Source organism: Corynebacterium intestinale, from assembly GCF_023574125.1.
Lineage (GTDB): Bacteria > Actinomycetota > Actinomycetes > Mycobacteriales > Mycobacteriaceae > Corynebacterium > Corynebacterium hesseae.
Window position 1 is genome coordinate 1 of the sequence record NZ_JAMKFF010000019.1, and the last position, 1,784, is coordinate 1,784.

Sequence of the window (1,784 nt, forward strand, 5' to 3'; positions counted from 1 at the left end):
TGTTATGTCCATGGGCTTTTTGGACACGGAGTCCAGTAACTTTTTGGGCTAGGAGTCCAATGACTTTTTGGACGTGGAGTCTCCCTGCTTTTTGGGCAGGGAGTCTTTGGTGTTTTTGGACAGTCTCTAGCTCGTCTTACCGGTTATGGTTTCTTTCGTCTCGACGGGCGCGGACGCGACAGGATTGGTTTGATCTCTGGTGGCCGGCGGTGCCACATTCCTTCGACATGCCCGATGTTGATCTGTCCGCCGGCTGGACGCTCAAGTAGCTTGATGGGCAGTGGGAATGAAAACAGTGCTTCACCATCATGATCAGTGAAGAACTCAGCGGTGTCATCGGTAACGTGGCTGTATATGAGCCGGTTTTTAAACCGGAGTCCTACATAGAATCCATAGCCCAGGATGCGCACCACTCCGCTTTTGTTGATCCACAGTGTGTCGGGGATACCCCAGGCGTTGCTTGACTGGGCGGATAGACCGTCTACGGTGGGACTGACGGTAGGAGATGATTCTTGCTGGATTGGTTCGTTATCGTCATCGATGGTTGTGGGAGAAGCTGCAACTTCTCCCACAACCGGCACCATCGCCTCTTTAACCTTCTCGATACGATGCTCGTGGTGTATCGCGCTTTCTGAGTGTGTATCCCGGTATGACTTCACAATCTTGGCCCACAGCACATCCGGGTCAATGGGTTGTGTTGGGGATTGAGCGTGGGCGAAGTGCTCACGGGCTTGGGCTGGAGTGATGTGCATTTTGCCGACTAGCAGGCCTTGATGGCGGCGCCTGGTGTTGTAAAACTTGCGGTAGTCGTCCAACAGCTGTTGGACGTGCTGAAGTGTCGTAGGTTGGCGTGCATCGAGAAACTTGGTCATGGTTTGATGCGAGCGTTCATCTTTGCCTTGGGTTTGCGGGCCAAAACCTGCAATGGACCAGATACCTTGGGCGGCGAGCCAGCGCTCGGTATCGGACAATCGGCCCCGGTGATAGGTGGCAAAAGCTTCACCGTTATCGGTCAAAAGTTCCTGCGGGCGACCATACGTTTCTATTGCTGCGGCCAAGGTAGTGCGAGCATCGAATCCGTTTTCTTTGGCGGCGAAGGCTTGTGAGCCCAGATCAAACCGGCTGGCATCATCAACCAGCTGGTAGATAGTGATCTGGGTATGTGGAGTGTCAAAGAGTCGGTAGACAAACCCGTCGAGTTGCCACAGCTCATCGACTTTATCGCGCGCCCAGCGTTTAAAGCTTTTACGAGGACGTTTACGGGCATTGGCCTCAGCAACACCAGCTTCGTGGAGCCAAAGCGCAATCGTAGACCGTGCCGGTGGGTGCTCTAAACCAAGGTCATCAATGAGGTAGTAATAGATTGACCACGGGCCATAGTCACGTCCCTGGGCCTTGAGCACTGATCGAGCTGTGATGACTTTCTGACGAAGGTGATCATCGTAGATTCTGGCTGGGGAATGCGGGGCGGTGGAGTCAGGCAGGATGCCTGCACGGCCGCGTTGTTCAACGCGGCGTTTGATGTTGGCATAGGTTTGGCGAGATACGCCAATATCCTTGCAGAATTGGGTGACGGTTCGTCCGTCTCTTACTGGGTCGAAGTCCGCTATTTTCTTGCGGAGATGGGTTGAAATAGCCATCTTGGTATTCCAACCCACCGACTGTCCAAAAAGTCTTGAGACATCACGACAAGGAAGTCTTTGGACTCCGTGACCAAAAACTATCTGGACTCCCCGTCCAAAAAGCCATTAGACTCCGTGTCCAAAAACTCCATAGACATCACA

Annotated in this window: 1 protein-coding gene; it reads right to left on the reverse strand. The window is 53.3% G+C overall.

The genetic code is table 11. The annotated features are described in order from the left end of the window. Positions 1-143: 143 nt before the first annotated feature. Complete coding sequence (locus M5J06_RS12325) at positions 144-1,640, reverse strand: integrase core domain-containing protein (RefSeq protein ID WP_250224777.1); 1,497 nt, start codon at positions 1,638-1,640, stop codon at positions 144-146. Positions 1,641-1,784 lie beyond the last annotated feature (144 nt).

Excerpts from the sequence above, each read along its gene's own strand:
- M5J06_RS12325 (WP_250224777.1), bottom strand. The coding sequence starts at position 1,640 with ATGGCTATTTCAACCCATCTCCGCAAGAAAATAGCGGACTTCGACCCA.